This is a genomic window from Pseudomonas sp. H1_A03 (genome assembly GCF_054685145.1).
The window spans coordinates 5,385,865-5,409,338 of sequence record NZ_CP162829.1 but is presented as its reverse complement, the minus strand read 5'-3'; the positions used below and the strand labels follow the sequence as shown (position 1 = coordinate 5,409,338).

Genomic DNA, 23,474 nt, shown 5'->3' with positions numbered 1-23,474 from the left:
GCAGCGCTCTCTCTGCGACAGCCCTCCAGCGCCCAACCCATGATCGTTCCCAAGCACCGCGTGGGAACGATCAGCATGGCGTTACGCCGTGGCGTGTGCTCCATCCACAACGACGTTATACGGCGCTTGCTCACGATCCCGCAGGCCGTAGTCACGAATGACCGAAGTCACGCGAACGCGGTAATCGTCGAAGATCTTGTCGCGCCCGGCGCGTTGTGCAGACAGGTGCGCGGTGACGTTGCGCCACTGCACCACGGCTTCCTCATCGCGCCAGGTGGTCACCGACATCACCTTCTTGGGGTTCAGCGTACTCTGAAAACACTCGACGGAGATAAACCCGTCCATGGGTTCCAGCAACGGGGTCAGCTTATTGACCAGGTCCACATAGGTCTCGCCCTGACCGGGCAGTGCCTGCAATTCGAATAACACGACGATCATATTTGACTCCTCATCCTTGACGGTTTTTTTCAGGTGGTCTTAAACGGCGGCGGTTGCCCGCCGCCAGTGGGTTAACGGGGGCCCAGGTTGTTCAGCCAGGCGCGCATCACGTTGCCAGCGGCGCGGGTCAGGCGATCGCCCAGGCCAGCGGCCGTGGCGCGCAGTGCGACGACGTCGATGCCGGCGTGGGCGAGTTCGCTGGCGTGGCCAACCAGCCACTGTTCGATGTGGGGGGTGTTGGCTTCGAGATGAAACTGCAGGCCCAGAATCGTGCGGCCCACGGCAAACGCCTGGTGGGCGCCCACTGGTGTGCTGGCCAGCAATACGGCACCGTCGGGCACATCGAACTGGTCGCCGTGCCAGTGCAACACGGGCGTGTCCATCAGCGCGGCGAGCGGTGAGTCCTGGCCGGCCGGAGTCAAGGTCAACGCGGAAAAACCGATCTCCTTGACGCCCATCGGGTAGACCTTGGCATGCATGGCGCGGGCGATCAGCTGTGCGCCCAGGCAGATGCCCAACAACGGTTTGCCGGACGCCACGCGCTGGCGCACCAGCTCCAGTTCGTCGTGCAGAAACGGGTACAGGTCCTCGTCATACGCGCCAATCGGGCCGCCGAGCACAATCAGCAAGTCGGCCTGCAGCACCTGCTCCCTGTAGATGGTGTCCACGGTGGGGTCGAGGTAAATCAGGGTGTAGCCTTCATCGGCCAGCACCACATCCAGGGTGCCCACGTCTTCAAAATGAATGTGGCGCAGTGCAATAGCAGTTTTCATGGAAACACTCAGCGGTTGAAATAAGGGCCTGACGGTTTATGCAGTGGGGTTGAGGTCGACCTTGATCGTCCCCGATTGCGGGAAGGTGCAGCAGGCCAACGCAAAGCCTTCGCCCTTGTCCTTATCGGTCAGGCAAAAGTCGGGCTCGAGGGTGTATTCGCCCTCGGACAATTTGATCCGACAGTGGCCGCAGATCCCGGCGCGGCACAGGCTGCGCACTGCAATGCCGCTGGATTCGAGCATCTCCAGCAGGCTCTTGCCGGCGGGCGGTTCCAGCAACTCGTCGGTGTGGCTTATGTGCAGGCGCAGCGCAGCGCTGGTCGCAGGTTGCGCCTGCGCGGCCCTGACCGGCGGGGTGAAGGATTCGATCAGCAATTGGCTGTCCGGAAACAGCGCCAGCGTTTGCTCGCGCAAGCCTTGGGCGAAACGGTGACTGCCGCAGATCACCACCGTGTCCGGGTTACCCAGCAGGTTCAGGTCGGCGGCGGTGGGGCGGCCGGCCCTGAAATGGCCGTTGCTGCGCACCGCTTCGCGGGTAATGAAGACCTGCAGCGAAAACCAGCGGGTGTTCAGTTCCAGGTCCAGCAACTCATGCAGGAAGGGAATGTCGGCCACCGTCGGCACACATAACAGCAGGCTTACCTCGGGCACCGCCAGGCCGCGTCGTGCGCGTTCCAGCAGGCCGCGCAGCAAGGCGATTGGCAAGGTGATGCCGATGCCGCCAGCGAGCATGCCGACGTGCTTGCAGCCGATGATCGACCCCAGGCTGATGTCCCCGGCCACAAACTCCACCGCGACCTGCGAGCCCTCCTGCAAGGTAGCGTGCAACTGGTCCGAGACCCCGCCATGGCCTTCGCGCTTGACCGCAATCTCGAACCCGTCGGCGCCTTGCCTGCGAGTGATCGAATACAGCCGTTGCTGCGGCGTGCCCGTAGTGTCCGGAAAGCGCAGCGCCACGTGCTTGCCGGGTTCCAGGCGGTCAAGGAACTCGGCGTGGGCGCCCACGGCGCGCAGGCTGAAGACGTTGATCGCAGCGGTTTCAATGGTCACGCGTTCGCAACGGGCCTGCAGTGGGGTCATGGCGTTCATGCGCGGGCCTTCTCGCTCAAGGTTTCGATGGCGTGTTCGGCGCTGCTCAGGCCTTTGCCGGTCAGGCCGATACGGTCGATCAGGGCCTGGAGCGAGTCGGTGTATACGCTGATTTCGTTGTTGTCGCCCACGTCATGCAGGATCTCGCTGGCATGCGGCATCTGCAGTATCGAGAACACCTTGGCCCATGCGCCCATTTCGTTGTTGGCGAACATCTGCACGGTGCGCAGGATGATTGAGCGCAGGTACTCGCGCTCGGTGCGGCTCAGGCCATGAACGATGTCGGAGGCGACGAAACTGAACACGCTGGAATGGCTCCATTCATCGATGGCGTGGGTGCGTGTGACCTCGTGGCACACCGCCTGGATGCTGGTGTCTTCGGCCATGGTCTTGAGGTAATCGGTGATCAGCGTTTCACTCGCGCACGCCACACCAAAACGGGTCAGGCGGCGCTCCCATTCGGCCGTGCAGTTGGCCAGCAGGGCTTCGCGCCAGGTCACCAGGTTGAACGCGCTGAAATCCAGCGGGGTCAGTTTGCGCATGTCGTAGATGTAGTTGCAGGCCATGCTCGACATGCGCGTGTGCAGGGCTTCGTCCAGCAGTGCCTGGGACATCACGTCCTGCAGCAGGGCGCGGTTCTGGCTGTGTGGCGGGGTCTTGATGATGTCCTCGCAGGCGGGCACCACCACGTCGCATTCGATGTAGATCGTCTTGAGGTTGTAGATGCCCCACGCGTAGGACAGGCACTTGGATTGCAGGTCCTGCGGTGCTTCGAGCCAGGCCTGGTGATGACGGAACGGCAGCAGCGACAGGCTGAAATCCTGCTTCTTCGGGTCAAAGGCCAGGCCCCAGTAATCCGGTTGCGGATTGTTCACGGCAGCGCGGGTTTTCCAGAGCCCGGACAACTTGGCGAGCATGTTTTGTACCACGTCATCGGTACCACAATTCAAACGGTCCATGTTTTAACTCCAAAGAAAACAGCTATTGGTGTTCGGGTTATGAGTGCAGTCCTTTGCAAACATGACGGGGCCGCAAAAGCGGGTTGCCGCGTAATAAATGCGGGACGTTGCCCTTCAAGTTTGCGCCAAAAAAAGCGGGGGATATTGCTCCAGGTCAGTTGAATTGCGGGTGTAATGCGGGCATTTTCCGGGCTTTGGCCAAGTGCCGTTCCTGCATCAGGGTCAGCGCGACCGTCAGGCCCATAAAGGCAGCACTGGCCCAGAAAATCGAGTTGTGGTGGCCTTGGTCGAGTAGCCAGGCGAACCCGACCGGGCCGAGGGTGCCGCCGATATTGAAGCCGGTGGAGACAATGCCGAAGGTCTTGCCTTCCGCGCCTTTCGGCGACGCTGCGCGCACCAGCATGTCGCGGGACGGCGCGATCACCCCGGTCAGGAATCCCGCTACACCGAGTACCAGCAGCAGTGCCAGCTCGCTCAAGTGCGCCGTGGCGACCAACAGTATCAACCCGCAGGCCAGGGCAAACGCGCTGGCGGCCACCACGCCATGGCGACGGGTGCGGTCGGCCAGTGCGCCGCCTGCCAGCACGCCAAAGGCGCTGGCAAACAGGAACGCGGTGAGTGCCGAGTTGGCCCAGGTCAAGGCCACGCCCTGGCCTTGCATAAGGGCCGCGACCGAGAATTTTTCAATTGCGCCGGTGCTCAGGTTCAGCAGCACGAATAACAACGTCAGGCTCAGCACCATGGGCGACAGCAACGAGCGCCGACGCGTGTCGAGGGGCGCCGGGTCGGCCGCTGGCGACACATAATTGACTTGGGCCAGTGCCGCGCCAGGTATCGACAACACCGCCAGCGCGACAAACCCTACGCCTGCGGCGGCGGCAAACGCCATGGCCGGCGTGCTCGCCACGGCGATGCTCAACAAAAACACCGGGGCCACGGCGGCGCCGAGGAAGCCGGCGAAGGTGTGCACGGAGAATGCTTTGCCAATGTGGGCAGGGTCAATATGGCGGGACAGCAGGGCATAGTCGGCCGGGTGGTAAACCGCGTTGGCGACGCCGGCCAGCGCCATGCCGATCAGCAAGCAAAGGTAGTTGGGCACGAGTGCAATCAACAGGAAACTGCTACTGCCCACTGCCAGCGCGGCTAACAGAAGGCGCCGTGCGCCGAAACGGTCCACGGCAAATCCCATAGGCGCCTGCACCAGCGCGGTGACGATGTTGAACAGGCTCAGGGCCAGGCCCAACTGCACGTAATCGACGTCGAAAAAAGCCGCGAGGAGGGGAAACAACGCCGCCAGCACCATGATGTGTAGATGACTGACAAAGTGCGCGGCTGAGACCTGCGGCAGCAGTCCGATACGAAAAGACGTCATGGCAGAACCTGTGGAAATGGGGGTGACAAAACCGGCGCAGAGCTTAGTGGGGCGTTGGTCTTGCGGGATAGTCCAATGTTCAAAGGTTCACCAGACCACTTTGCAGCGCTACTGGTCTCGCGCCGTGGCGCCGCGCCGCGCAGTGGTCTGCAACGCTGGCGCAAACTGGTATACCGGCGCGGGCCGTGTGCCGCTAGGGTAGACGCCGTTTGCCAATCGACGTTTTCACAGGGAGTGACCATGCCGCATTTCGCTTATCGAGACGGGCACGCGCTGCCGGTGCTCAGTGGCGTCGCACTGGCCCAGGCGGACGGGGATGTGTGGCGTGCCATCGACGCCGAGCGCCAGCGCCAGATGCAGTCAATCGAGCTGATTGCTGCCGAGAATTTTGTCAGCCGTGCAGTGCTTGAAGCCCAGGGCTCGGTGCTCACCAACAAGCATGCCGAAGGGTATCCGGGACGCCGTTATTACGCCGGCTGCTGCAACGTCGACGCGGTAGAAGAGCTGGCCAACGAGCGCGCCCGGCGGTTGTTCAACTGTGCCTACGCCAACCTGCAACCCCACTCGGGCAGCCAGGCCAATCAGGCGGTGTTTCTGGCGCTGCTGGCACCGGGCGACAAGATCCTCGGCCTGGACCTCAAGTCCGGCGGGCACCTGTCCCACGGTGCGGCGTTCAATATGTCCGGGCGCTGGTTTCAGGCCCTCAGTTATGGCGTGCATCCCCTGACCCATCGGGTCGACATGGACCAGGTCGAGCAGATGGCCCGCCAGGAACGCCCGCGATTGATCATCGTCGGCGCTTCGGCCTATTCACGGGCGCTGGACTTCGCGCGCTTTCGCGCAATTGCCGACGAAGTCGGGGCCTTCCTGATGGCCGACATTGCCCACGTCGCCGGACTGGTAGCGGGCGGTGCGTACCCGTCGCCGGTGCCGTTCGCCCACGTCACCACCATCAGCACCCACACCACACTGCGCGGGCCGCGCGGCGGGATGATCCTGTGCAACGAGCCGGGCATTGCGCAGAAAATCAATGCGGCGGTGTTTCCCGGCCTGCAAGGCGCGCCGCTGATGCACACGCTGGCGGCCAAGGCAGTGGCGCTCGGCGAAGCCTTGCAACCGGCGTTCAGCACCTACGCGCATGCGGTGATTGCGAACGCCCAGGCCTTGTGCGGGCGTTTGGCCGAAGGCGGGTTGTCGGTGGTCTCGGGCGGCACCGACTGTCACCTTGGCGTGATTGACCTGCGGCCGTGGGGCCTGGTCGGCAATGTCGCCGAACAGGCGCTGGAAGCGATCGGGATTACCGTGAACAAAAATATCGTGCCGGGCGACGAGGTCAAACCCAGTGTCACCTCCGGCATTCGCATCGGCAGCGCGGCCTGCACGTCGCGGGGCATGGGCGTGGATGAATTTCGCGAGATCGGCGACATGATCCTCGCCATGCTCGGCGGCGTGCGCAGCGGCGCCCTCGACAGTCGCACCGAGCGCTCGATTCGCGAAGGCATCGGCGAACTGACCAAGCGTTTCAAGCTGCCTTACTGAGCGGCTGCCTCTAGATTTTCAGCGCATTGGCCAGGCGCAGCATGGCGGCTTCGATTTCATACGCGGTCAACGACGAGTAGCCCAGCAGCCAGCCGTATTGCTGCGGTTCGCCTGCGTACAGCTTGCTGAGTCCGGACAATTGCACGCCGGCGGTGGCCGCCTGGCGGATGGTTTTTTCTTCGCTCCAGCCCGCTTTCAGCAGACAGGGAATCTGCAACCCGCCCGGCGGCAACTGGGCGGTGACGACCTCGCCCAGGTACTTGCCAATGGCGTCATGCATGATCGAGCGGCGCCCGGCATAGAGCTTGCGCATGGCCCGCACGTGGGCGTTGTAATGGCCGTCTTCCATAAACCGCGCCAGGGTCAGTTGCAGCACTTGCGGCGTATGCCCGTCCATCATGCTGCGTGCGTAGGCAAAGGGCTTGACCAGTTCGTGGGGCAGCACCATGTAGCCCATGCGCAAGCCGGGGTAGAGCGTCTTGCTGAACGTGCCGATGTAGAGCGTGCGCTGATACTTGTCCAGACCCTGCACGCAGGCGGTGGGTTGTCCGTCGTAATGGAACTCGCTGTCGTAGTCGTCCTCGATCAGCCACTTGCTTTTTTCCGCTGCCCAGTTGATCAACTCAAGGCGCCGTTCCAGCGGCAGCGTCACGCCGGTGGGGTATTGGTGCGACGGTGTGACGTACACGCAGTTGGCGCCGCTGCGGTCGGCGTACAACAGGTCGGTGCGGATGCCGCGTTCATCGACATCGATGGGCAGCACCTTGGCTTCAGCGATCTCGAAGGCTTTGCGTGCGCCGTAATAGCCAGGGTTTTCCAGCAGGATCGGCTTGCCGGCATCCACCAGCAGCTGCGCGCAGAGGTACAAGGCCTGGCGCGTGCTGCTCAGCACCAGCACCTGATCGGGCGAACACTTGGCCCCGCGCTCTAGGTTCAGGTAGGTGGCAATCGCCTTGCGCAGCGGCTCGGCGCCTTGCGGGTCGCCGTGCAAGAGCACGTTGGCGCGATAGTCCTTCATCACCTGGCGTTGCAGGCGTTCCCAGACATCCGTGGGGAAACTGCGGGTTTCCGGCAAACCGGTGGCGAAGGCCTTGATGACTTGCTGGTCGCTGACGCCGCCCGTTTCGAAGATCATCCGCCCTCGCTGGCTCAGCTCGGCGCCGGGTGCGGCGGCGTTGCTGCGCACTTCCTGGGCCTTGATGCGCCGGCGTGTGGCGCCGCGCAATTCGACGCCGACCGTGTCGCAGACGTAACTGCCAGCACCCTCGCGGCGTACGATAAACCCGTCCCGATGCAACTGCACGTAGGCGTTCTCGACGGTGTCGCGGGCGCACCCCAGTGACGTTGCCAAGACCCGTGTGGCAGGCAGTTTCAGGCCGGGGCCGAGGGCGCCGTCGAGGATCAGTGCGCGCAACGCCCGCTGGATGCGCTGGTGCAAGTCCAGCAGCTGAAACTCCACGTCGTTGAGGCGCATTTTCAGGGTTTCGAGCTCGAAGGTTTTTGCCATGCGGTCTGCTCCGTCCTTTGGAATTGGCCTGTAATGGCAGGCCAGTCTATCCGTAGAATCCAGCCCTCGCCAGCCCGGCCCCGGCGCGTGGCAAGCCCGCACGATGCGAGTGTTCTTGAACAGGAGTTACGCGACGATGGCCAGATCCCACAACTTCAGCGCCGGCCCCACGGCGGTGCCGCTGGAAGTGCTCACCCAGGCACACGAAGAATTTTTTGATTTTGCCGGCACCGGTATGTCGGTGATGGAGATCAGCCATCGCTCCCGCGTGTTCATGGACGTTGCCCGCCAGGCGGAGCAGGACCTGCGCAACATTCTCGGCGTGCCGGACGCATACAAAGTGTTGTTTTTGCAAGGCGGCGCCTCGCTGCAGTTCGCCCAGGTGCCGATGAACCTGTTGGGCGACAAAGGCACGGCGGACTACCTGCACACCGGCCTCTGGTCGGGTAAGGCGATTGAAGCGGCGCGGCGTTATTGCGATGTGCGAATCGCGGCCAGTGCCCGCGCAACCGGCTTCGACCGCGTGCCTGACGCAGCGAGCTGGCACCTCAATCCTGACGCCGCCTTCCTGCATTACACCGAGAATGAGACGGTCCACGGCGTGCAATTCATCGCCCCGCCCGACAGCGCCGCGCCGCTGGTGTGTGATGCCTGTTCAAGCCTTTTGTCCAAGCCGATGGACGTCGCCCGGCATGACCTGGTGTATGCCGCCGCGCAGAAAAACATGGGGGTGGCCGGGTTGACGGTGGTCATCGTCGACCCCGCATTACTGGAACGCTCCCATGCCTTCACTCCGGACATTCTCAACTACGCCCACATCAGCGATGCGCAGTCGATGCTCAATACCCCGGCGACGTTTCCCTGGTACCTCACCGGCCTGACGCTCAAGTGGATCAAGCACAACGGCGGCCTGCCGGCCTTGCATGAGCGTAACCAGGCCAAGGCGCACCGGCTCTATCGCGCCATCGACGAGAGCGGCGGGTTCTACCGCAATCGGGTGCAGCCGGCGTACCGCTCGATCAACAACGTGCCGTTCGTGCTGGCGGATTCGACGCTGGAGAAGACCTTCTTGCGCCGCGCCGAAGCCGCCGGCCTTAACGGCTTGAAAGGCCACGCCAGTGTCGGCGGCCTGCGCGCCAGCCTCTACAACGCCGTCTCGTTAACCGCAGTCGAGGCGCTGACTGACTTTATGGCTGACTTCGCACGCGCACATGGGTAACCGCTCCTGCGCGAAAAGTGGTCTGGTCTGCTGCGCACAAGCGTAGGGGCAAACCCCACCATTCAACGGCTATAAATGACCGCCTGGCCACGGCCTGATCCATTGTCCAGCAAGGAGCCAAGACTTATGCCCTCTACTCAATCCCAGTCGTCCCTGCGTCTGCGGGATGTGCTGCACCCGGTGGTTGCCGGGCTGATTTCGGTGATCGTCAATTACGGCGGCACCTTCATTCTAGTGTTCCAGGCCGCCAAGGTTGCCGGTCTCAGCCCTGAGCTGACGGCGTCGTGGGTCTGGTCGGTGTCGATTGGCGTCGGTGTGACAGGGTTGTTCCTCAGTTGGGTGAGCCGCGAGCCGATCATCACCGCCTGGTCGACCCCGGCGGCGGCGTTCTTGATCGTTGCCCTGGCGACCACGCCCTACGCCGAGGCGATTGGTGCGTATTTGATTTCAGCGGCGGCGTTCGTGCTGCTGGGGGTATCCGGCTATTTTGAAAGGGCTGTGCGCCTGATCCCGCCTGGCGTTGCGGCGGGCCTGCTGGGCGGCATTCTCTTGCAGTTCGGCATCGGTGCATTCGCGAGCATGACGGTCGACCCGCTGTTGGTGGGGCTGCTGATCGGCGCCTACATCGTGTTCAAACGCTTGAGCGCACGCTACGCGGTGGTCGGCATTCTGGTGCTGGGGCTGGGCTTTTTGCTGATGCAGGGGCGAGTGGATTTTTCCGGACTGGCGCTGGCGTTCGCCACACCGGTATTCACGCGGCCCGAGTTCTCGCTCAATGCGTTGCTGAGCGTGGCGTTGCCGCTTTTTTTGATTACCCTCACGGGGCAGTACATGCCGGGCATGCTGGTGCTGCGCAATGACGGCTTCAAGACCAGCGCCAACCCGATTCTCAGCGTGACCGGGCTGGGTTCGCTGCTGATGGCGCCGTTCGGCTCCCATGCGTTCAATATCGCGGCAATCACGGCGGCGATCTGCACCGGCAAGGAAGCGTCCGAAGACCCTTCCAAACGCTGGATCGCCGGGGTAGCGGCAGGGGTGTTCTACATCCTGGTGGGGATTTTTGGCGTAACCCTGGCGGCGGTGTTCATGGCCTTTCCGGCGACGTTCATTACCACCCTGGCCGGGCTGGCGCTGCTCGGCACCATCGGCGGCAGCCTGGCCAATGCCATGGCGGACGTCAAATCCCGTGAAGCCTCGCTGATCACCTTTCTGGCGTGCGCCGCCAACATCACCTTGCTTGGCATTGGCGGCGCGTTCTGGGGCTTGCTCATCGGCCTCGCGGCGTATGCGGTACTCAATGGGCAACTGCCACGTCGTGAAAAAAACACTGCGGTGACCACCAAGGGAGCGACCCGCTGATGACTGGGCAAGCCGAACACCTCACCACGCTCCACGCCGACCATGGTCGCTATCCGCAGGCGGTCAGCGTCGAGGACTTTCGTCGCAATCTTACCGCTGTGCAGCAACGCATCATTGATGCCTGCCACCGCGTCGGGCGTGACCCGGCCACCGTGCGGTTGCTGCCGGTCAGCAAGACCTTCGACGAAGCCCATCTGCGCCTGGCCTATGCCGCCGGTTGCCGCCTGCTCGGCGAAAACAAGGTGCAGGAGGCCCAGCGCAAGGCGCAAGCCATGAGCGACCTGCACGACCTGCAATGGTCAGTCATCGGCCACCTGCAAACCAACAAGGCCAAGCAGGTTGCGCGTTTTGCCAGCGAATTCCAGGCGCTCGACAGCCTGCGCGTGGCCGAAGTGCTGAACCATCGCCTGCAGCTCGAAGGTCGGCAGATGGATGTGTTCGTGCAGGTCAACACCTCGGGCGAAGCCAGCAAGTACGGCCTGGCTCCCGAGGATGTGGCGGCGTTCATCGCGGCGCTGCCGGCATTCCCGGCGCTACGGGTTCGCGGGCTGATGACCCTGGCGCTGTTTTGCGCCGACGTGGTGCGGGTGCGCCCCTGCTTCGTGCGCTTGCGTGAATTGCGCGACCGCTTGCTCGCGCAGGTGCCCGAGGGCGTGTCGCTGCAGGAGTTGTCGATGGGCATGTCGGGCGACTTTGAAATTGCCATTGAAGAGGGTGCAACCGTGGTACGCGTCGGCCAAGCCATCTTCGGTGCCCGCGCCATGCCAGATGCCTATTACTGGCCCACGGCCGACGCCAGACCGCGCAACGACGACGAGTTGCCGGCGCTCGCCCCTTAACGTTGATTGATCTCTATAGGAGGCCTGCAATGTCCGCAGCACCCGCTTACCTGATGCACACCTCGTCCCGTCAGCCGGTCTCGTTCAGCCGAGGCCTGGGCGCTCGTCTGTGGGACACCGACGGCGTTGAATACCTGGATGCCATCGCCGGCGTGGCCGTGACGAGCCTGGGGCACGCCAACCCGGAAATTGCCGCCGCCATCGCCGAGCAGTCCACGCAGTTGCTGCACACCACCAACATGTTTCGCATCCCGTGGCAGGAGCAACTGGGCGAGCGGTTGTGCCTGTTGTCCGGCATGGAGCGCGCGTTTTTCTGCAACTCCGGCGCCGAGGCCAATGAAGCCGCGCTGAAACTGGCGCGGTTGCACGCCCATGCTCGAGGCGTGGCCCAGCCGCAGGTGCTGGTGATGGACAACAGCTTCCACGGGCGCACTCTCGCCACGCTGGCGGCCACCGGCAACCCGGCGGTGCACGCCGGTTTCGAACCGTTGATGCCCGGCTTTGTGCGCGTGCCGTACAACGACATCGAGGAGATTCGGGCGGTTGCGGCGCAGTCACCCAACATCGTTGCCGTGCTGGTCGAACCGGTGCAGGGCGAGGGTGGGGTGCATGCGGCGTTCGCGGGCTACCTGCAAGGGTTGCGCGCCCTGTGCGATGAACACGACTGGCTGATGATGATTGATGAAGTGCAAACCGGCATGGGCCGCACCGGCGCCTGGTTTGGCTTTCAACACGCGGGCATCGAGCCGGATGTCATCACCCTGGCCAAGGCACTTGGCAACGGCTACCCGATAGGCGCATGCCTGGCGCGGGGCAAGGCCGCCGAGCTGTTTTCCCCCGGTCACCATGCGTCCACGTTTGGCGGTAACCCGCTGGCCTGCCGCGTGGGGTGCACGGTGCTGGACATCATGCAGCGTGAGCACCTGCCACAACGCGCCGCCGCCAGCGGCCGACGCCTGCTGGCCGCGCTCAAGCTGGCGCTGGGCAACCATCCCGAGGTGGTGGCCATTCGTGGTATCGGCTTGATGGTCGGCGTCGAACTCAACCGCCCGTGCGGCGAGCTGGTCGACCGCGCCCGTGAAGAACAACGCCTGCTGATCACCGTCACCCGTGGCACCACCATGCGCCTGTTGCCCGCACTGATCTGCGATGACACACAGATCGACGAGATCGCCGCACGTGTCATTCGCCTGCTGTCGCCCGCTGTTTGAATTTGTTAACCAAGGACGCCCCCACCATGTATGACTCAACGCTCACCCTGGATGCTTTCGACCCTGAACTGCGTGAGGCGATTCATAACGAAGCGCATCGCCAGGAAGACCACATTGAGCTGATCGCGTCGGAGAACTACGCCAGCCCGCTGGTCATGCAGACCCAGAGCACGGTACTCACCAACAAGTACGCCGAGGGCTATCCCGGCAAGCGCTACTACAGTGGTTGTGAATACGTCGATGTAGCCGAGCGGCTGGCGATTGAGCGGGTCAAGACCCTGTTCAACTGCGACTACGCCAACGTGCAGCCTCACGCGGGTGCGCAGGCCAACGCGGCGGTGTTCCTCGCGTTGATCAACCCCGGTGACACGGTGATGGGCATGAACCTGGCCCAGGGCGGCCACCTGACCCACGGTAACCCGGCGAACTTTTCGGGCCGGCATTACAAGATCGTGCCCTACGGGCTGGACCCGAAAACCGGTTTTCTCGACTACGACGAGATGGAACGAATTGCCCTGCAGACGCGACCGAAAATGTTGATCGGCGGTTTCTCGGCGTACTCGCGCTACAAGGACTGGGCACGCATGCGCACCATCGCCGACAAGGTCGGCGCCATATTCTGGGTCGACATGGCCCACGTCGCCGGGTTGGTCGCCGCCGGCGAATACCCGGACCCGCTGCCCCATGCGCATGTGGTCACCAGCACCACGCACAAAACCCTGCGCGGCCCACGGGGCGGTTTGATTCTGTCGAAGGGCCAGGACGAAGCCTTCTACAAAAAACTCGATTCGGCAGTGTTTCCCGGCGTGCAGGGCGGCCCGCTTATGCACCAGATTGCAGCCAAGGCCGTGGCGTTCAAGGAAGCGCTGACGCCCGAGTTCCGCGTCTACCAGGCCCAAGTGGTGATCAACGCCCGCGCCATGGCGGCGGTGCTGCAAAAGCGCGGCTACAAGATCGTCTCGGGCGGAACCGACAACCACATGATGCTGATCGACCTGTCCGACAAGCCCTACACCGGCAAGGACGCCGATGCGGCATTGAGCAGCGCCTACATCACCGCGAATAAAAACTCGGTGCCGAATGACCCACGCTCACCCTTCGTGACCTCCGGCCTGCGCATCGGCAGCCCGGCGGTGACGACGCGGGGCTTCGGTGTCGAGGCCTGCGAGCAAGTGGCAGGGTGGTTGTGCGACGTACTCGACGCCCTGGAATATGGCGACAGTGACAAGGTCGGCCACCACGTGCGCGAACAGGTTGTCGCACTGTGCCGGCGTTATCCGGTTTATCGCTGAATGGGTTTGGGGGGGCCGTGTGGACGGCCCCTGATTCACGCCTTTACCCGAAAAGGACGCTCATGCAGCCTGCTTCCAGCGTTATCAGGCGTTCGATCTGGGGGCGTGGGTGCGTCGTGATGATCTGCCGGAGACTGATCCCGGTGAGCCCGAAAGTCACAGCCCAGGGTACGCCCCAAAAAATGATCTCGATTTGCTGGCTCACCGGGTCCTGCCGCTTCAACTGCGTGTTGGAAGTGGAATCAACTTTTCATGTGATCGTAATGGCGGGTGGTCAGGGTTACATCGTGCACGTTCGTAACGGACTGCTCTTAAAGCACTTCGGTGGTGATATTGAGAATTTGATCCGCATCCCGGATGCTGCGTAGCACCCTCGTTTCACATGGGCTGTGGCTTAGGCTTTTCAAAGGAGAGGCTGAGGTCTGGTGCACTGAGCGTTAGTCTTTAGATGGGATTAGGAATATCCAAGTCTCGCTCGCGGATGGGTTATTACGGGGGAGGGGTGGTACTCACCCAAAAAAGTAGTCAGGAATGACGGGCAGTAAGCGGCCAAAAAGAGACGGTGGCCATGTGGGCTGTGGGCACGATTTCAGCCCCAATGTAAGCAATGAGGCTAGCGCGCAGCCCCTGCAAATGTGGTGTCCATCGTATGTCGGTCGTATTCCAGCAGGTATGTATGATGCAGACGATACAACTGTGAAAGCAGATTTTTGTTGGGGCCGACCACATCCATACCTCTGTCGTCGTAGGGGAAAACCATAACGTGCCTCTTCAAATTGAAGAGGTATAAAACGCAGTTGGGTTTAGGCTGAATTGCGGCAAAGTCCCTAGCCAAAGCACACCAAAGAAATGCTTGAAGCAGAGTCGCAGGCGCTTCAAATGCGATGTTGATCCAATATTCCGGCTCCCTTTCGCAAAACCATTCCTCCGGATCTATTTCCTCACTCCAGACTGAGCACTCCGTGGGTATGTTAATGCCGGCAGATCGAAGGGCGTGAATCAGGGGCCGATGAGCAAATCGGTTGCTGCCAGAATGAATGCGCAGACAAGCAACAAGCGTCGCGTCCTCAAGAAAGATATCGCTACAGATCTTTGTTGATTTTCGTAGTGCTGATAGAAATTGCTCAATCACTCCACCAGTTTCAGAGAGCTCAAAACGCAGACCTCCTGGATAGGAATAGAAAAGTGGCCTGTCAAATGCTTTACCCCCAAAGATCCTCTCAATTTCAAGTTGTAGATTCACTTGATCCCTTCATGGCTAATAGCCCGGCTCCATAGTTTGGGCGGTGCAGACGGATATTACTGTATACGTAAGATCTGAGCTAAGCCGCGAGCGTCCGCTTTTGGCCGTTTTCTACCTGTGGCTACTGGTTGAAAACGACCCATAGCGTCCGGTTAGCATTTACTGAAATCGAGCGGCTATTGCCTGTCGCTGCTATGCAATCTGCTGCTAAGCGAATTTGCCGACCGTCGTCAAGCTAGCCCGAGCACACACAGGTTCACGTCGCGAGCGCACTGCCAGCAAGCGTAGAGGTTCGCAAAGTCGTAAACCCCGTACTCCATTTTAATTTACCATTCGCAGGCGTTCCGTTCCGGCGCCGCTCAGCCCACGTCTGCACTCCGAATTTCCAATGGAAGGATCCCGCTTCATGTCCAATACTTTGTTCCGTACACTCGCCTTATCCAGCCTGTTAGTCCTCGCCAGCTGCTCCACTGCAACACCAAGCGTATCGACGCCTGTCACCTCCAAGGCGATCGAAGCCTTCGTCGAAATCTGTCTGAAGACCGCCCCCTCGTTCGCCGGTTCTGCTGAAGCGGCCAAGCGCTTCGGCATCAACGACCTCCAGGACATGGGTTTCACGCGCATCGGCTTCACCGCGGACAAAAACCTCTCCGTGCAACTTTCCGAAAAGGAATGCGTCGTTACCACTCCGAAGCAACCCGACGACAGTCTGACCCGCCAACTGCTGAGCGCCGCGCAGACTTACTCGCAAACGTCGGTAGCAGATCGCGTGCCATCGAAGGTGCGCATCCAGGACAACAACTTTATTCTTCAGCATGATCGCAACGGCGGTGAAGCGTATGTGCTACTGCGGAACAAGTAATTAGCACTTTTACCCCGCGTACGAAAGGGCCCGCAAAGGGGCTTTTCTCGAAGAAGAACAGGGGTCAGACCACTATTATTAATCGTGGTCTGATCCCATTTTCACAGGCGGTTACCTTGGCTAAGCGAGTACGATTTTTCAGCAGAATCGGCCAAGAGCGGTCAGTCGACTGATCAGGTGGAGACGGCCCACAGGCGGACATAACATCAGGAGGATAAATAACGCTCGACTCTCGCTTCCAGCAGCTTGATCAAAGCAGGTGCCATATATTCGTAATCATCCGAAATATTCAGACAGATGATACGTTTATTGGCCAATGCCGAGGTGAAGCGAGCAGTCAGTTTCTTTCGATGGATTTGCTCCATAACAAAAATGAGATCGGCCCACCCTAGAAGCTCCTGGCTTACAGGCACATCCGCATCGTTATTGACACCAGCCGATGCTGTATCAACTCCCGACCAATCAGCAAAAATTTGCTCGGCGGTCGGACTACGTAGGCGGTTTTTGCCGCAGATGAACAACACATTCAAAGTGGGTTAGCTCCAAACTGTTCCGGAGATCCGAAGCTCAGGTTCGGATACGTTGGCGTACTCACAGCGTAGCTTCTGGGAATAAAAGGAATGTGTCCGTTCTGGCCGATTATTGCCTGACAACAAGGGCTGCTATCGACGTTCTCTGCCAGTCGCGCGAGATAGAAAGCGATCCAATATAGATAGTCCACGTCGAGCGCAACAAACTGTCGGGATGAATTACTCCCCGGATTGCAAGCGCTCGATAGCTTCGAGAAGCTGGCCGTCGAAGTACTCGGTTTCATCTCGTTCCTGATCTTTCATGTGGCGCTTCGCTTCAATCAGCAAGTGTTCCGTCGCGATATTCTGATTCAAAAAAGTAGCGACCATAAGATCATTCAAACTCTCTAAAGGTGTGTCCCATGCCTCCCTGCAACGCTGAATGATTCCTGTGGGGGTATCGCCACTCCATGGACCTAAAATATCCGACACTGCCAGGGTAGAGGTCATGAGGCTGCCTTTGAGAGAAATTGCAGAGCTGGTAATTTCGCACGCTCGGGAGATTGATGAATAGCGAAATCGGCCAGAAGCAGCCCTCCGATGCGTCTGCAAAACTCGAAGCCATTCCAGCGGCGATTGCGTATATCCAGAATATTTGCGAAAACCTCAGTAGATTGAACGCGGAGAAATGTATCTTCGCGCCACATTGCTATTTGATGGACGGACGTAATGCAGCACCTGGATCACTTATCCTTGCACTTGTTCATTCTGGTCTGTGAAGAGGGCACGATTGCAAGCGCCAGTGAGCGAGCATTTATGGCGCCCTCGGCGGTCAGCAAACGTATTTCCGACATTGAGGCGCGATTTGGTACGGCGCTACTAAAGCGCAGCAAACGCGGGGTTGAACCGACCCCGGCGGGGTTGGCGCTGCTTCGGCATGCTCGGTCTCTGACACGGGCGATGGAGCGGCTCGATAGCGAGCTTGGCGAATACGCTGAAGGCGCCCGAGGGCATGTACGGGTGTTGGCAAACATCTCGTCAATTATGGAGTTTCTACCCGAAGAGCTGTCTGACTTCATGCTTAAGCACCCTGGAATCCAGGCCGACATCGAAGAACGTTTCAGTCCCGATGTGGTACGAGGTGTGGCTGAAGGCAATGCCGATTTGGGCATTTGTCGACGATCAATGGCCATGGGCGATCTGGAGTTTCTACCTTATCGTCGGGATCATCTGGCCGTCGTCGTAGGCTCGAACCATTCCTTGGCCAATCGCCCCCGTATTGCGTTCGCAGAGACCCTGGCCTTTGATCATTTGGGGTTGTCCGCTTTCGCCACGTTGAATAACTTCATGCGTAATGAAGCGACTAAGGACGGACATGAGCTGCGGTTTCGCTCCTATGTTTCGTCGTTCGACGCCGCATTCCGCCTGGTGCAATTCGGCTTGGGACTTGCTGTATTTCCACTGGAGGCCGTGGCGCGGTATGCCCAGTTGTTTGACTTGCGCATTATTCCGCTGACCGACGATTGGGCACTGGGTGAGTTTGTTATCTGTGTGCGTGATCGGGATGCACTGTCGCTGTCCGCACGGCGCTTGCTGGATCATCTGCTTTTGCGCGCAAACACCGGTTGAGCCTTGGGGCTGATTGAATCCATCGCGGTTGACGATGGATCACCGCGTAAATGACGTCTTTTTGCTAAGCCAGCGGCTCTTTAATCTGAAGTTGCGCTTCAGCCTGTGAGAGCTTTTTCATGACAACAATAACAATCAATGAAGTCGGCATGCGTGATGGTTTGCAAAGCCTTCAAACCGTAATGCCTACCTCTGCCAAACGACAATGGATCGATGCCGCCTATGCTGCCGGCATGCGTTATATGGAAGTCGCGTCCTTTGTTCCCGCCAAACTGCTGCCGCAGATGGCCGATGCAAAGGAAGTCGTCGCCCACGCCTTGAGTTTTCCAGATCTGGTCGTAACGGTCCTGGCGCCTAACCTGCGCGGCTGTCGTGATGCGCTGGAGTCCGGCGCTCACCGTATCATTGCGCCTGTCTCCGTCAGCGCTGCCCATAGCCTGGCCAATGTGCGGCGTACGCCGCTGGAAATGGTCGAGGAACTGGCGCGGATGTGCGAACTACGGACCCAAATGGGTTTGCACAACGTTCAAATAATCGCCGGGATGTCGGTTGCATTTGGCTGCACCCGCCAGGGCGATGTGCCATTGAGCGACCTCTGCGAATTGACCGGTCGGGTGCTGGAAGCCGGCTGCGATCTGGTTTCGCTTGGCGACACCACCGGCTATGCCAATCCCGGCCAAGTGGCGACCACGTTGCAGGCGGTTCGCGCTATTGCCGGTGACAAACTCCGGGCTGCGCATTTTCATGACACCCGAGGTCTGGCGCTGGCCAACAGCCTGGTGGCGGTGCAGCAAGGCATCACCGAGCTTGATTCTTCCCTGGCAGGGCTGGGTGGTTGCCCGTTCGCGCCGGGCGCGTCCGGCAACACCGTGACCGAAGACCTGGTGTTCATGCTGCAAAGCATGGGCTATGACACCGGCGTTGATCTGCCCGCACTGATCGCTTCAAGGGATCTGCTGCGCGCCGCCTTACCGGACGAAACGCTTTACGGCTGCATTGCCCGCGCTGGCCTTCCACTCAATTACACGCCAGTCGCCAACCGCGCTTGAGCCTGCTTGATCGAGGAAAACGCTAATGTCCAGACTTCCATTGGACGGCATTCGTGTCGTCGAAATTTCTCATATGGTGATGGGGCCGACCTGCGGGATGATCCTGGGTGACCTCGGTGCCGAGGTGATCAAGATCGAGCCGATCCAGGGCGACGGCACGCGCCGCCTGCTGGGCGCGGGTGCCGGTTTTTTTCGCACCTTCAACCGCAACAAACAGTGCATCGCCATTGACGTCAACACCCCTCAGGGGCGCGACGCTGTGCTGGAACTTATCGACACCGCCGACGTATTCATCGAGAACTTCAAACCTGGCCGCATGCAGGCGCTCGGCTTTGGCTACGCTGCGATTCGGGAGCGTAACCCGCGCATTATTTATGCCTCACACAAAGGCTTTCTGAACGGTCCTTACGACAATCGCCTGGCCCTGGATGAAGTGGTGCAGATGATGGCCGGTCTGGCCTACATGACAGGCCCTGTCGGTAGACCGCTACGTGCTGGCAGTTCCGTGAACGACATCATGGGCGGGATGTTCGGTGCCATCGGCGTGCTTGCCGCGCTCAACGAGCGCAACGTCACTGGGGCCGGTCGTGAGGTGCAAAGCGCGCTTTACGAAAACTGCGTGTTGCTCGCCGCCCAACATATGCAGCAATACGCGGTGACCGGGCAGGCAGCCGCGCCAATGCCGAACCGCATCAGCGCCTGGGCCATCTATGACGTGTTCGAGTTCGCTGGCGGTGAGCAGATGTTCGTTGCTGCCACCGGTGAAGGCCAGTGGAACGCCTTGTGCCAGCTGCTGGGCCAGACGGTGTTGCTCGACGATCAGACTCTTGCCACCAACAACGACCGCGTTCTACAACGACCACGGCTGCTAGCCCATCTGGCTGAAGTCTTCGCGACCATGGATGCTCAGGCTCTGGCGCTACAACTCGAAGCCCACGGCATTCCATTCGCGCCGATTCGTCGTCCGGAAGAGTTGTTTGAAGATCCTCACCTGCTGAAAAGCGGTGGACTGGCAAATCTTGAACTCGAAGACGGATCGTTCACCGCCATGCCACTGCTGCCGTTGTCCCTGGATGGCGAGCGTCTTCAACCCCGTCGATCAATTCCACGCATCGGCGAGCACACCCACAAAGTCATGTGCGAACTGGGCTACAGCGACGAACACATTGCCGAGCTGTGTGCTGCCGGTGTGCTGAAAACTGATGCTCAGGCCTGAGGAGGAGCTGCCGTGGCTATCTATCAATATGACACGCTTATCCCCGCCATCCACGCCGAAACCTTCGTCGCGCAAGACGCTACCGTCATCGGCAATGTCACGCTGCAGCAGGGCGTCAGTATCTGGCCACATGCTGTTCTGCGCGGTGACAACGAGCCGATTTTCATCGGTCAGCACAGCAATGTGCAGGAAGGTGCGGTGCTGCATGCCGATCCGGGATTTGCGCTGACGGTAGGCAAGGGCGTCACCATCGGCCACCAGGCCATGTTGCATGGCTGCACCATTGGCGATGGTGCGCTTATCGGGATTCAGGCGGTTGTCCTCAATGGTGCGGTCATCGGCAAGAACTGCCTGGTTGGCGCCGGTGCGATTGTCACCGAAGGCAAGGTGTTCCCGGATAACTCCCTGATCCTGGGCGCACCTGCCAAAGTCGTGCGCGAACTGACGCCTGAAGCGATTGCCGGCATGCACCGAAACGCCGAGGACTATGTCGTCAAGGGTCAGGTTTACAAGGAAAAACTGATCCTGATCAGCTAAACCCGTTGAGCAAAGTTCCTGAAGGAACTTGCCTCTCTCCAATAATTACAAGAATGGAGAAACATCATGGTTGCCATGACTGGCGAAATCGCCCTTGCGCGCAGCGAAGAAACGATCAACGAATTGCTGCTGTATCGGCGCGTGGCCTGGCGCATCATGCCGCTGGCCATTATCTGCTTTCTGTTTTCCTATTTTGATCGGATCAACATCAGCTTCGCCAAGACCCAAATGCAGCATGAATTGGGTCTGAGCGACGCGGCATACGGTTTGGCCGCGAGCATGTTTTTTTTCGGCTACGTGCTATTCGAAGTGCCTAGCAGTCTTGGTCTCAAACGCTACGGGGCGCCGGCCTGGATCTGTCGGATCATGATCTCCTGGGGACTGGCGACGGCGGCTTTGATGTTCGCCTACACGCAATACACCCTGTACTTCCTGCGTTTTCTGATCGGCGTGATGGAAGCCGGTTTTGGCCCGGCGATCCTGTTCTACCTGGCGTGCTGGTTTCCCAAGAAGCACCTGGCAAAGATGAATGGCCTTTGGTTCCTGGCGGTACCTCTGGCAGGCGCCGTCGGTGGGCCGGCGGCGGGGATCCTGTTGGGCACGATGGACGGGGTGTTCGGGCTGGCAGGTTGGCACTGGCTGTTCCTGATGTCCGGACTGCCCTGTGTGGTACTCGGCCTGCTGGTGTTGTGGAAACTGGACCGAGACATCGAATCGGCCAAATGGCTAAGCCGTAGCGAGAAGGACCTGCTGGCGGCCAACCTGGCGCATGACAAAGTCAACCAGAAGCCGGTATTGGGATCGTTGTGGCGTGTGTTGCTGACCCGGGAAGTGGCGCTCATGGCGTTCATCTACTTTGTGATCAAGACCGCTGCTTATGGCCTCAACTTCTGGATGCCACACCTGATCAAATCCTCCGGTGTGCAGAGTCTATTCTGGATAGGGATGCTTTCGGCGTTGCCTTACATCGTGGCCTGTATCGGCATGATATGGCTGACCCGGCGTTCTGATCGTACAGGTGAACGCAAGACTTACCTTGTGTGGTGCCTGGTGGCGGCGGCAGTAGGCTACGTGTTGGCCTGCCTGTTCTCCGACTCGTCATGGGCGATGATGGCAGCACTCGTACTCGCTACTGCGGGCACCTTTATTGCGATCCCGATTTTCTGGACCATCCCGCAGTCGACCTTCTCCGGCCTGGCTATTGCTACCGGGACAGCAGCAATCAACTCCATCGGCCAATTGAGCGGCATGGTTGCACCTGTGATGGTGGGCAAAATCAACGATCTGTCCGGCTCTACCTACATGGGCATGCTCTCCATTGCACCGCTGATTCTAGTCGCTTGTTTCGTCGTCATGCGCTACGTCAAGAATCCCAGGTCCTGACGAAATTCTCACGAATGACCGAACTTGCTGATTGTTGAAGGGGTTGAATCGCGCAAGCGCTCTTGAACCGCCTTCACCCGTGGGGGCCTCTTTCCATTCCGAGAGCGTTCGTCGTTACAGACGCATAGGGCAAAGTCTATTTCGGCCGAAAGCGCCCCCTTTCTTTCACAACCGGTCTACCATGCCACCCCCGGCAGTGGTTCACGCGCTACCGACCTCATTCTTAAAAGGTACCGCAATGTCCATCGACCAAATCTCCCTTCCCAAAGGCGTAGGCCCTCACGCCATCAAGCTCCTCGAAGCCATCACTGGCGCTTCAACCCATGAAGAGCTCAATCGCGCCGGCGGCAAAGCTGAGGGGTTTGTGTTGGGGCTTGAGTCCACCAAAGCCATCAAGAGCCAAATCGCCGAGTCGTTGTATGTGGCCTACGACGATGCGGCGAGTAACCGGGCGGGTGAGTTGAAGGGCTAACCATCAGCCGGGGCAGGGTGCTTCGCGGTCAAGGAGTTTGGCCGTGAGCAACACGCCCAGTTCGCTCAGTTGGTGGATCGCCAGGACGACGTCGCGGTGTTTGCCGGACAGGTCGAGCAGCAGCGTGTTTTGGGCTGCTGCGCAGCCCAACGGGAGCAAGCTCCCTCGCCACAGGGGTTAGGGGCGTTAGTAGCCTTGGCTCACGCTCACGCCGCGCATGATCGAGAAGCGCGGGTCGAGCAGTTTCAAGCCTTGTTCACCTTTCACCCGGCCCACGGTCACGTGGTAAGTCTTCGGCACGTCGGAGAGGTTTTCCGGGTTGCGCGCCAGTTTTTCTATCGCTGGGGTTTTGGCCCAGGCGGCGATGGGTTTCTGGCGGATGTCCACCGTCACGATCCAGGATTTATCCACGGCGGCGCCCATTGGGCCGGTGTTGGGGGCGATGTCCTTGATTTTGGCGATTTCATAGCCTTGTGAGTAACAAAAGCCAGATGCTTGTTCCACGTAGGCGGCGCGGCCAGGGTCGGTGAGGCTGTAGGTCTTGTCGCTTTTGGCGAGCAGGCCGGCGTCTGTCAGCGCATCGAAGGCGGGCGCGTTGCCGCTGGAGACGCCGGTGCTGAAGGTTGAGCTCAGCGTGACCGGAAAGCTTTTGAACATCGCTGCCGTCACGCAGGAAGCCCCTTCCAGCCGGGGTTGCAGTGCGGCGTGGATGTCGGTGTCCGAAGGGCTGTCGCTGCAAGCGGTGAGCAGCAGGGCGCTGGTGGCGGCGAGGGCCAGGGCGTTGATTCGCATCGTTTTATCCTTGACGATTGGGAGGGGGTGGCACTGAGACATTAACGTCGAGCAGATGTTTCCAGGCTGATGCCTTTGCCTTACCTTGACCTGCATCTGCCCACCTTGGGCATGGGGATGACGAATCAGGCGCGAGCAATGGGAGGCGTTTTTCCCGCGTTCAGGACCAGAACCGCCCTCCAATA

Annotated in this window: 24 protein-coding genes and 1 pseudogene; 14 read left to right on the top strand and 11 right to left on the bottom strand. The window is 60.3% G+C overall.

What is annotated here, in order from left to right:
* Positions 1 to 81 precede the first annotated feature (81 nt).
* From AB4O35_RS25005 to AB4O35_RS24985, 5 genes are all read right to left on the bottom strand, one after another.
* Positions 82 to 438, bottom strand: a complete 357-nt coding sequence (locus tag AB4O35_RS25005; protein WP_065880860.1) for an antibiotic biosynthesis monooxygenase family protein — start codon at positions 436 to 438, stop codon at positions 82 to 84.
* Positions 439 to 509: 71 nt separating this feature from the next.
* Positions 510 to 1,211, bottom strand: a complete 702-nt coding sequence (locus AB4O35_RS25000) for a glutamine amidotransferase (RefSeq protein WP_065874192.1) — start codon at positions 1,209 to 1,211, stop codon at positions 510 to 512.
* 36 nt (positions 1,212 to 1,247) lie between these two features.
* The gene (locus AB4O35_RS24995) at positions 1,248 to 2,300 is read right to left on the bottom strand and encodes a 2Fe-2S iron-sulfur cluster-binding protein (RefSeq protein ID WP_065946210.1); all 1,053 of its coding nucleotides are present in this window, start codon (positions 2,298 to 2,300) and stop codon (positions 1,248 to 1,250) included.
* Positions 2,297 to 3,259, bottom strand: coding sequence for an AurF N-oxygenase family protein (locus AB4O35_RS24990; protein ID WP_065946211.1), 963 nt, complete (start codon positions 3,257 to 3,259; stop codon positions 2,297 to 2,299). Before AB4O35_RS24990 ends, AB4O35_RS24995 begins: the two co-directional genes overlap by 4 nt.
* A gap of 154 nt (positions 3,260 to 3,413) precedes the next feature.
* Complete coding sequence (locus AB4O35_RS24985; RefSeq protein ID WP_065946212.1) at positions 3,414 to 4,631, bottom strand: MFS transporter; 1,218 nt, start codon at positions 4,629 to 4,631, stop codon at positions 3,414 to 3,416.
* A gap of 240 nt (positions 4,632 to 4,871) precedes the next feature.
* Between AB4O35_RS24985 and AB4O35_RS24980 the strand changes: the two genes are divergently transcribed.
* Positions 4,872 to 6,170 (top strand): serine hydroxymethyltransferase, encoded by a 1,299-nt coding sequence (locus AB4O35_RS24980; protein WP_065874184.1) that lies wholly within the window; start codon positions 4,872 to 4,874, stop codon positions 6,168 to 6,170.
* A gap of 10 nt (positions 6,171 to 6,180) precedes the next feature.
* On the opposite strand, the gene pdxR is transcribed toward AB4O35_RS24980, so the two are convergent.
* On the bottom strand, positions 6,181 to 7,677 hold the full coding sequence (gene pdxR / locus AB4O35_RS24975) for a MocR-like pyridoxine biosynthesis transcription factor PdxR (protein WP_065874182.1): 1,497 nt from the start codon (positions 7,675 to 7,677) through the stop codon (positions 6,181 to 6,183).
* Between the two features lie 136 nt (positions 7,678 to 7,813).
* On the opposite strand from pdxR, the gene serC reads away from it, so the two are divergent.
* The 6 genes from serC to AB4O35_RS24945 all read left to right on the top strand — a co-directional run bounded on the left by serC (position 7,814) and on the right by AB4O35_RS24945 (position 13,965).
* On the top strand, positions 7,814 to 8,896 hold the full coding sequence (gene serC / locus AB4O35_RS24970) for a 3-phosphoserine/phosphohydroxythreonine transaminase (RefSeq protein ID WP_065946213.1): 1,083 nt from the start codon (positions 7,814 to 7,816) through the stop codon (positions 8,894 to 8,896).
* Between the two features lie 126 nt (positions 8,897 to 9,022).
* Positions 9,023 to 10,255 (top strand): benzoate/H(+) symporter BenE family transporter, encoded by a 1,233-nt coding sequence (locus tag AB4O35_RS24965; RefSeq protein ID WP_065890591.1) that lies wholly within the window; start codon positions 9,023 to 9,025, stop codon positions 10,253 to 10,255.
* The gene (locus AB4O35_RS24960; RefSeq protein WP_065946214.1) at positions 10,255 to 11,094 is read left to right on the top strand and encodes a YggS family pyridoxal phosphate-dependent enzyme; all 840 of its coding nucleotides are present in this window, start codon (positions 10,255 to 10,257) and stop codon (positions 11,092 to 11,094) included. The genes AB4O35_RS24965 and AB4O35_RS24960 overlap by 1 nt, the downstream gene beginning before the upstream one ends.
* A gap of 29 nt (positions 11,095 to 11,123) precedes the next feature.
* Complete coding sequence (locus AB4O35_RS24955) at positions 11,124 to 12,305, top strand: aspartate aminotransferase family protein (protein ID WP_065946215.1); 1,182 nt, start codon at positions 11,124 to 11,126, stop codon at positions 12,303 to 12,305.
* 26 nt (positions 12,306 to 12,331) lie between these two features.
* Positions 12,332 to 13,597, top strand: a complete 1,266-nt coding sequence (glyA, locus tag AB4O35_RS24950) for a serine hydroxymethyltransferase (protein WP_065874173.1) — start codon at positions 12,332 to 12,334, stop codon at positions 13,595 to 13,597.
* Between the two features lie 62 nt (positions 13,598 to 13,659).
* Positions 13,660 to 13,965 (top strand): hypothetical protein, encoded by a 306-nt coding sequence (locus AB4O35_RS24945; protein WP_256532304.1) that lies wholly within the window; start codon positions 13,660 to 13,662, stop codon positions 13,963 to 13,965.
* 245 nt (positions 13,966 to 14,210) lie between these two features.
* Here the strand turns inward: AB4O35_RS24945 and AB4O35_RS24940 are convergent, their stop codons facing one another.
* Positions 14,211 to 14,840 (bottom strand): DUF3885 domain-containing protein, encoded by a 630-nt coding sequence (locus AB4O35_RS24940; RefSeq protein WP_065874167.1) that lies wholly within the window; start codon positions 14,838 to 14,840, stop codon positions 14,211 to 14,213.
* 406 nt (positions 14,841 to 15,246) lie between these two features.
* Between AB4O35_RS24940 and AB4O35_RS24935 the strand changes: the two genes are divergently transcribed.
* Positions 15,247 to 15,702 (top strand): hypothetical protein, encoded by a 456-nt coding sequence (locus tag AB4O35_RS24935; protein ID WP_065890594.1) that lies wholly within the window; start codon positions 15,247 to 15,249, stop codon positions 15,700 to 15,702.
* 206 nt (positions 15,703 to 15,908) lie between these two features.
* Here the strand turns inward: AB4O35_RS24935 and AB4O35_RS24930 are convergent, their stop codons facing one another.
* Both AB4O35_RS24930 and AB4O35_RS24925 read right to left on the bottom strand, forming a co-directional pair.
* Positions 15,909 to 16,232 carry a low molecular weight protein tyrosine phosphatase family protein gene (locus AB4O35_RS24930; RefSeq protein WP_065874164.1) on the bottom strand — a complete coding sequence of 108 codons (324 nt, stop codon included), beginning with the start codon at positions 16,230 to 16,232 and terminating at the stop codon, positions 15,909 to 15,911.
* Between the two features lie 219 nt (positions 16,233 to 16,451).
* A complete protein-coding gene (locus AB4O35_RS24925; protein WP_065946353.1) occupies positions 16,452 to 16,721 on the bottom strand; it encodes a hypothetical protein in 270 nt (89 codons plus the stop codon).
* 219 nt (positions 16,722 to 16,940) lie between these two features.
* Here AB4O35_RS24925 and AB4O35_RS24920 point away from each other — a divergent pair, with 219 nt between their 5' ends.
* The 6 genes from AB4O35_RS24920 (at position 16,941) to AB4O35_RS24895 (ending at position 22,497) form a co-directional block, all read left to right on the top strand.
* Positions 16,941 to 17,840 (top strand): LysR family transcriptional regulator, encoded by a 900-nt coding sequence (locus AB4O35_RS24920; protein ID WP_065874163.1) that lies wholly within the window; start codon positions 16,941 to 16,943, stop codon positions 17,838 to 17,840.
* 119 nt (positions 17,841 to 17,959) lie between these two features.
* Entirely contained in the window at positions 17,960 to 18,889 is a 930-nt protein-coding gene (locus AB4O35_RS24915; protein WP_065946354.1) for a hydroxymethylglutaryl-CoA lyase, read from the top strand.
* Positions 18,890 to 18,914: 25 nt separating this feature from the next.
* Positions 18,915 to 20,105 carry a CaiB/BaiF CoA transferase family protein gene (locus tag AB4O35_RS24910; RefSeq protein WP_065874160.1) on the top strand — a complete coding sequence of 397 codons (1,191 nt, stop codon included), beginning with the start codon at positions 18,915 to 18,917 and terminating at the stop codon, positions 20,103 to 20,105.
* 12 nt (positions 20,106 to 20,117) lie between these two features.
* Positions 20,118 to 20,642: a gamma carbonic anhydrase family protein gene (locus AB4O35_RS24905; protein ID WP_065874159.1), complete on the top strand. Its 525-nt coding sequence runs from the start codon at positions 20,118 to 20,120 to the stop codon at positions 20,640 to 20,642.
* 66 nt (positions 20,643 to 20,708) lie between these two features.
* The gene (locus AB4O35_RS24900) at positions 20,709 to 22,025 is read left to right on the top strand and encodes an MFS transporter (RefSeq protein ID WP_065874158.1); all 1,317 of its coding nucleotides are present in this window, start codon (positions 20,709 to 20,711) and stop codon (positions 22,023 to 22,025) included.
* A 238-nt stretch (positions 22,026 to 22,263) separates the two neighbouring features.
* Entirely contained in the window at positions 22,264 to 22,497 is a 234-nt protein-coding gene (locus AB4O35_RS24895; protein WP_065874155.1) for a hypothetical protein, read from the top strand.
* A gap of 3 nt (positions 22,498 to 22,500) precedes the next feature.
* On the opposite strand, the pseudogene AB4O35_RS24890 reads toward AB4O35_RS24895, so the two are convergent.
* Together AB4O35_RS24890 and AB4O35_RS24885 are read right to left on the bottom strand one after the other, a co-directional pair.
* Positions 22,501 to 22,626 (bottom strand): annotated as a pseudogene (locus tag AB4O35_RS24890) (DUF6124 family protein); the annotation flags it as partial.
* Between the two features lie 57 nt (positions 22,627 to 22,683).
* Positions 22,684 to 23,289: a hypothetical protein gene (locus tag AB4O35_RS24885; RefSeq protein ID WP_065874154.1), complete on the bottom strand. Its 606-nt coding sequence runs from the start codon at positions 23,287 to 23,289 to the stop codon at positions 22,684 to 22,686.
* Between the last annotated feature and the right edge of the window lie 185 nt (positions 23,290 to 23,474).

Coding starts and splice junctions, on each gene's coding strand:
- AB4O35_RS25005 (WP_065880860.1), bottom strand. CDS start 438: ATGATCGTCGTGTTATTCGAATTGCAGGCACTGCCCGGTCAGGGCGAG.
- AB4O35_RS25000 (WP_065874192.1), bottom strand. CDS start 1,211: ATGAAAACTGCTATTGCACTGCGCCACATTCATTTTGAAGACGTGGGC.
- AB4O35_RS24995 (WP_065946210.1), bottom strand. CDS start 2,300: ATGAACGCCATGACCCCACTGCAGGCCCGTTGCGAACGCGTGACCATT.
- AB4O35_RS24990 (WP_065946211.1), bottom strand. CDS start 3,259: ATGGACCGTTTGAATTGTGGTACCGATGACGTGGTACAAAACATGCTC.
- AB4O35_RS24985 (WP_065946212.1), bottom strand. CDS start 4,631: ATGACGTCTTTTCGTATCGGACTGCTGCCGCAGGTCTCAGCCGCGCAC.
- AB4O35_RS24980 (WP_065874184.1), top strand. CDS start 4,872: ATGCCGCATTTCGCTTATCGAGACGGGCACGCGCTGCCGGTGCTCAGT.
- pdxR (WP_065874182.1), bottom strand. CDS start 7,677: ATGGCAAAAACCTTCGAGCTCGAAACCCTGAAAATGCGCCTCAACGAC.
- serC (WP_065946213.1), top strand. CDS start 7,814: ATGGCCAGATCCCACAACTTCAGCGCCGGCCCCACGGCGGTGCCGCTG.
- AB4O35_RS24965 (WP_065890591.1), top strand. CDS start 9,023: ATGCCCTCTACTCAATCCCAGTCGTCCCTGCGTCTGCGGGATGTGCTG.
- AB4O35_RS24960 (WP_065946214.1), top strand. CDS start 10,255: ATGACTGGGCAAGCCGAACACCTCACCACGCTCCACGCCGACCATGGT.
- AB4O35_RS24955 (WP_065946215.1), top strand. CDS start 11,124: ATGTCCGCAGCACCCGCTTACCTGATGCACACCTCGTCCCGTCAGCCG.
- glyA (WP_065874173.1), top strand. CDS start 12,332: ATGTATGACTCAACGCTCACCCTGGATGCTTTCGACCCTGAACTGCGT.
- AB4O35_RS24945 (WP_256532304.1), top strand. CDS start 13,660: ATGCAGCCTGCTTCCAGCGTTATCAGGCGTTCGATCTGGGGGCGTGGG.
- AB4O35_RS24935 (WP_065890594.1), top strand. CDS start 15,247: ATGTCCAATACTTTGTTCCGTACACTCGCCTTATCCAGCCTGTTAGTC.
- AB4O35_RS24925 (WP_065946353.1), bottom strand. CDS start 16,721: ATGACCTCTACCCTGGCAGTGTCGGATATTTTAGGTCCATGGAGTGGC.
- AB4O35_RS24920 (WP_065874163.1), top strand. CDS start 16,941: ATGCAGCACCTGGATCACTTATCCTTGCACTTGTTCATTCTGGTCTGT.
- AB4O35_RS24915 (WP_065946354.1), top strand. CDS start 17,960: ATGACAACAATAACAATCAATGAAGTCGGCATGCGTGATGGTTTGCAA.
- AB4O35_RS24910 (WP_065874160.1), top strand. CDS start 18,915: ATGTCCAGACTTCCATTGGACGGCATTCGTGTCGTCGAAATTTCTCAT.
- AB4O35_RS24900 (WP_065874158.1), top strand. CDS start 20,709: ATGGTTGCCATGACTGGCGAAATCGCCCTTGCGCGCAGCGAAGAAACG.
- AB4O35_RS24895 (WP_065874155.1), top strand. CDS start 22,264: ATGTCCATCGACCAAATCTCCCTTCCCAAAGGCGTAGGCCCTCACGCC.
- AB4O35_RS24885 (WP_065874154.1), bottom strand. CDS start 23,289: ATGCGAATCAACGCCCTGGCCCTCGCCGCCACCAGCGCCCTGCTGCTC.